This is a genomic window from Pseudomonas sp. Sample_16, assembly GCF_004307665.1.
Lineage (GTDB): Bacteria > Pseudomonadota > Gammaproteobacteria > Pseudomonadales > Pseudomonadaceae > Aquipseudomonas.
This window is the reverse complement of sequence record NZ_RCOB01000125.1, coordinates 1-5,218: the sequence shown is the minus strand read 5'-3', so window position 1 is coordinate 5,218 and position 5,218 is coordinate 1. Positions and strand designations below refer to the sequence as shown.

The 5,218-nt window shown below is 58.7% G+C and carries 6 protein-coding genes; all 6 read right to left on the bottom strand.

Annotated features, from left to right (window positions below; translation table 11 throughout):
* The coding region (locus D8U69_RS17310) for a DUF1698 domain-containing protein (protein WP_130907790.1) at window positions 1-476 on the bottom strand (476 nt) is incomplete at its 3' end.
* Window positions 473-1,252, bottom strand: coding sequence for a carboxy-S-adenosyl-L-methionine synthase CmoA (gene cmoA, locus D8U69_RS17305; protein WP_177434475.1), 780 nt, complete (start codon window positions 1,250-1,252; stop codon window positions 473-475). The genes D8U69_RS17310 and cmoA, both read right to left, overlap by 4 nt.
* A 221-nt stretch (window positions 1,253-1,473) precedes the next feature.
* Window positions 1,474-2,109, bottom strand: a complete 636-nt coding sequence (locus tag D8U69_RS17295) for a lysoplasmalogenase (protein WP_130905793.1) — start codon at window positions 2,107-2,109, stop codon at window positions 1,474-1,476.
* Between the two features lie 2 nt (window positions 2,110-2,111).
* Window positions 2,112-2,504, bottom strand: coding sequence for a protease inhibitor I42 family protein (locus tag D8U69_RS17290; RefSeq protein WP_056855209.1), 393 nt, complete (start codon window positions 2,502-2,504; stop codon window positions 2,112-2,114).
* A gap of 126 nt (window positions 2,505-2,630) precedes the next feature.
* Entirely contained in the window at window positions 2,631-3,035 is a 405-nt protein-coding gene (locus tag D8U69_RS17285; RefSeq protein ID WP_056855210.1) for a hypothetical protein, read from the bottom strand.
* A gap of 213 nt (window positions 3,036-3,248) precedes the next feature.
* Window positions 3,249-5,218 (bottom strand): endopeptidase La (lon, locus tag D8U69_RS17280; RefSeq protein ID WP_130907787.1); only part of this gene is annotated, 1,970 nt, incomplete at its 5' end.

Sequence of the window (5,218 nt, the reverse complement as noted above, 5' to 3'; positions counted from 1 at the left end):
GCCTGGAACTGGCAGAAGAACAGCCAGTTCGGGTCGACACCGATCACGCTGTCCGCACCGGCGCCGAGCATGCGCCACATGTAATAGCCGTTGCCGCAACCGACATCGAGAATGCGTTTGCCCTTGAGGTCCAGGTGCGGGGCCACCCGCGACCATTTCCAGTCCGAACGCCACTCGGTATCGACATGCACACCGAACAAGTCGAATGGCCCCTTGCGCCACGGCGACAAACCCATCAGCGCAGTGCGCATCTGTGCGCGGGTTGCGTCGTCGCAATCGGTGTCCAGTTTCAAACCGTTGAGCAAATCGACGACCTTGGGCTGGATCTTCGGCAAGGCGTCCAGCGCGCTTTGCCAGCGCTCCAGATCGCCATGTCCTTTTTCCATTTTCTTGTCGAGTTGCGCCTGCAAGGTGTTGGCCCAATCGGCCAGCGGCGTGCCGGCCAGACGGCGGGCGAGCGGGGACAGATCAATCATGGCAAGGCAATCAACGAGGCAAAGTTAAGACACTGGAACCACGGCACGACTTTCGAGAACCCGGCCGCCAGCAGGCGTTCGCGGTGTTCTTCGAGGCTGTCGGGCTTCATGACGTTTTCGATGGCGCTGCGCTTCTGGGCGATTTCCAGTTCGCTGTAGCCGTTGGCGCGTTTGAAGGCGATGTGCAGGTCGGTGAGCAGCGCGTGCTCCTGCTCATCCTCGAAGCGCAGTTTTTCCGAGAGGATCAATGCCCCACCGGGCAGCAGCGAGTGGCGGATGCGACTGAGCAATGCGCTACGCTGGTCCGGGGCGATGAATTGCAGGGTGAAGTTCAGTGCAACCACCGAGGCAGGCTGGAAGTCGAGGGCGAGGATGTCGCCGTCGATCACCTCGACCGGCAGCAACTCCTGGAACATCGAATCCTGGCCGTTGAGGTACTCGCGGCAGCGCTCGACCATCGCCGCGGAGTTATCCACAGCGATCACCCGGCAACCCTCGGTGCGCACATGCCGGCGCAGCGCCTGGGTCACTGCGCCGAGCGACGAGCCGAGGTCATACAGCACGCTATTGGGCTGAGCGAACTGCGCGGCGAGCACGCCGAGGTTTTCGACGATGGTCGGATAACCCGGCACCGAGCGCTTGATCATGTCCGGGAACACCCGCACCACGTCTTCATTGAAGGCGAAGTCAGGCACCTGGGCCAAAGGCTGGGCGAATAGGCGATCGGGTTCTTTGCTCACGGCGGTTCCAGCGGCGTAGGTGGAAAAGGCCGGCATTTTAGCCAAGTTGGCGCGGGGATGCGCGGGTTGTCTGATAAACCGCTGGAGTTCACTCCGGTCAACGGAAAGGAAACACCATTGTGGCGAGGGAGCTTGCTCCCGCTCGGCTGCGCAGCAGTCGCAAACCCGGCTAGGTGGGGTGAATCTGTTGACGCGCGGTTGAATGGTTTCGGGGCCGCTTCGCAGCCCAGCGGGAGCAAGCTCCCTCGCCACAATGGTTAGCGTGATCTTTGGGGGAACGCCGAGGCAGTGATCCCCCATTGCCCCAGCCAGTAGCTGAGGATAATCACATAAGGGGCAGCATCAAATGGCATCACAAACCGGCTGATGCCAATCACGCTGTCGGAGAACACGAACGCCACCGCGCCCGCTGCCGCCAGCAGCGCAGAGCGTTTGGGCACGTCGGTCCCGAGTCGGGCCAGGGCGCGCCAGAGCATGGCGCTGATGGCTGTGCCATAGACAATCACGGGCACCAGCAATGGGCCGAGGCCGTTGGAAATCAGAATCCCCAGCAGGACGACGCCGACACCGAGGGCCAGCACCAGCGGCAGCACGGCCAAGCGTCGGCAATCGCTCAGATACGCCTTGAGATAGGCCAGGTGCGCAACCAGAAACGCACCCAGTCCAAACACGAACAAATCCCCCGGCCACGCCAACAACACATCGCCCAGCAGGGAAAAAATCAGACCGAGGCTGATCCAGCGGCGGTACTCACCGGGCGGCGCATCGTGCAGCCAACCGAGCAGAGCCAATACGGGCAACGGCTTGACCAGCAGGCAGAGCATCGCAGCATGCACGCTCAAGCCATACAGGAACGTCAGCGCGCCCATCAGTGCCAGAATCAGCCAGCCCACGATCAGTTGACCGAGACAGTGCAGTCGAAGGAATCAACCGGCAGCACTTCCGGCGCCCATGGTTGTTGTGAGGTCAGGCGCAAACGCCCGGTGCCAGCGGCGAAGGCTTGAAAACGCCAGGTCGATACGCCTGCAGCGCCCACCACACCGGCATCTTCGGGGTTTCGATAAACCTCTGGCCCCAGCGGGCGCAACACGCCCCCGGCCGAATCCTGGATCGCCCAGCGGTAGCCGGTGGTGGGATTGCTCGGCAAGGTCAGGATCAGGTTTTGCCCAGCAGTGAGTTTCACCGGGCATTCGCTTTGTTTCTCCACCGTCACGTTATGTTTCGGTTGCGTGGCGCAAGCGGCCAGCAAGGCGAGTACGAGAGGGACAAACAGACGAATGGGGGACATAGGGTCAGTAGCTCCGGCGTTCACGACGAACGGCGAGCATAACCGAGATGAGACAAAGTGTGACCAGAGCCTTGGAGAAGAATGTTGGCAAATCAGGCTCTGGTTTGGAGGGAATGGTGAGGCTGATTAAGGATGTAAGCCCGTAATGTCGAGCTCACCTTCGATTTCGAGCTTATCGTGACCATAGAATTTCAGGTTAAATGTTAGTTGATACCTTTTAGTCGAATTATTTAAGTTGGCCGTGAAAGTTCCTTCGTATGCAGATTGCATAGAGCTTCCGCTGTGATACTCAACGGAGCGCAAATACCCTCCCCGCACAAAGTTCTGTTGTCCGCTTGGCGTGGCTTCATCGATATCCAACAGGAAAAACCTTGGATCTGGAAGGGCGAAGTTGATGTGCGCCTCAATTTCAATCCATTTGTCATAGCGGCTTGCGAAAACGACCTCGGAACTGAAGAATTCCTCATTGTTTCTCTTAGCCTTGAGGTAACCGGTAGCTTCTGATCGAGTAGCCTGTTTCAGGTTGGTCATGGAGTGTGCCTGTCAGTAACTAGGAATGATTTGAATTGAAAAGTTAGCATCACGCCTTTTGAGAGGATACTGTCAAATATGCTAGTTTTTTAGATTTAAATTGCGGTGCTAGTTGATCTTTTTATACTTAATAGTTCAATTCGCAAGGTGTTGATCAAATGCACAAAAAAAGACCAGGCAATAGCCTGGCCTTTTTGGTATTGGGTTGCCGGCTTAGAACAATACCTTAGCCACATCCGCAAACCGCTTGGCAAAGTGCACGGTAATGCCTTCTTTGAGATATTCCGGCAGCTCTTCGAAATTACCGCGATTGGCCTCGGGCAGAATCAGCTCGAAGATTTTCTGCCGCCGCGCCGCAATGACCTTTTCGCGCACCCCGCCAATCGGCAGCACATGCCCGGTCAAGGTGAGCTCGCCGGTCATGGCCACGCCTTTTTTCGGTGGCTGGTTGCGTGCCAGCGACAACAGCGCACTGGCCATGGTCACACCGGCGCTCGGGCCGTCTTTCGGTGTTGCACCTTCCGGCACGTGCAGGTGCACAAAGGCTTCATCGAAGAATTTCGGGTCGCCGCCAAACGACTTCAGATTGGAGCTGACGTAGCTGTAGGCGATCTCCGCGGACTCCTTCATCACATCGCCCAATTGCCCGGTGAGCTTGAAGCCGCGGTTAAGGGTATGGATGCGGGTGGCTTCGATCGGCAAGGTCGCGCCGCCCATGCTGGTCCAGGCCAGTCCGGTGATCACGCCCGTTCCCGACAACACTTGTTCATTGCGGAACACCGGTTTGCCAAGGGACGGTTCGAGGTCTTTCGGGCCGAGCTTGATCACCGCTTTGGGATCGTCGAGCAGCTTCATCACCGCTTTGCGAACCAGCTTGCCGAGGTTTTTCTCCAGCTGACGCACCCCGGCTTCACGGGCATAACCGTCGATCAAGGCTTTGAGCGCATTGTCGCTGATGCTCAGGCTGCCTTTGGATACGCCAGCCTTCTCCAGCTGTTTCGGCCACAGGTGACGCTTGGCGATGGCGACTTTTTCTTCGGTGATGTAGCCCGACAGGCGAATCACTTCCATCCGGTCGAGCAACGGGCCGGGGATCGAATCCAGGGTGTTGGCAGTGCAGATGAACAGCACTTTCGACAGGTCCATGCGCAGATCGAGGTAGTGATCGAGGAATTCGACGTTCTGCTCAGGGTCGAGGGTTTCCAGCAACGCCGAGGCCGGGTCGCCCTGGTAGCTTTGGCCCATCTTGTCGATCTCGTCGAGCATGATCACCGGGTTCATCACTTCGACGTCTTTGAGCGCCTGCACCAGTTTGCCCGGCTGTGCGCCGATGTAGGTGCGGCGGTGGCCCTTGATCTCGGCCTCGTCACGCATGCCGCCGAGGCTGAAGCGGTAGAACGGGCGCCCGAGGGATTCGGCGATGGATCTGCCGACACTGGTTTTACCCACGCCCGGTGGCCCCACCAGCAACACGATGGAGCCGCTGATCTCGCCTTTATAAGCGCCGACTGCGAGGAACTCGAGGATGCGGTCCTTGATGTCGTCGAGACCGGCATGATGGTTGTCCAGCACCTTGCGCGCATGCTTGAGGTCGAGTTTGTCCTCGCCGTACACGCCCCATGGCACCGACGTCGCCCAGTCGATGTAGTTGCGCGTTACTGCGTACTCCGGCGAACCGGTCTCGAGGATCGACAGTTTGTTCATTTCCTCTTCAAGGCGTTTCTGCACCTGCGCTGGCAGCACTTTGCCGACCAACCGCTGTTCGAACTGCTCGAGGTCGGCGCTGCGGTCGTCCTTGGTAAGACCCAGCTCCTGCTGGATGACCTTCAGTTGTTCCTTGAGGAAAAACTCGCGCTGGTGCTCGCCGATCTTGCGGTTTACTTCAGCGGAGATTTCTTTTTGCAAACGCGCGACTTCGACTTCCTTGCGCAACATCGGCAGGACTTTTTCCATGCGCTTGAGCATGGGCACGCAGTCGAGCACTTCCTGCAGCTCGCTGCCGGTGGCCGAGGTGAGCGCAGCGGCGAAGTCGGTCAGCGGTGACGGGTCGTTGGGGCTGAAACGGTTGAGATAGTTCTTCAGCTCTTCGCTGTACAGCGGATTGAGCGGCAGCAGTTCCTTGATCGCATTGATCAGCGCCATGCCGTAGGCCTTGACCTCGTCGGTCGGCTCGGTGGGCTGGT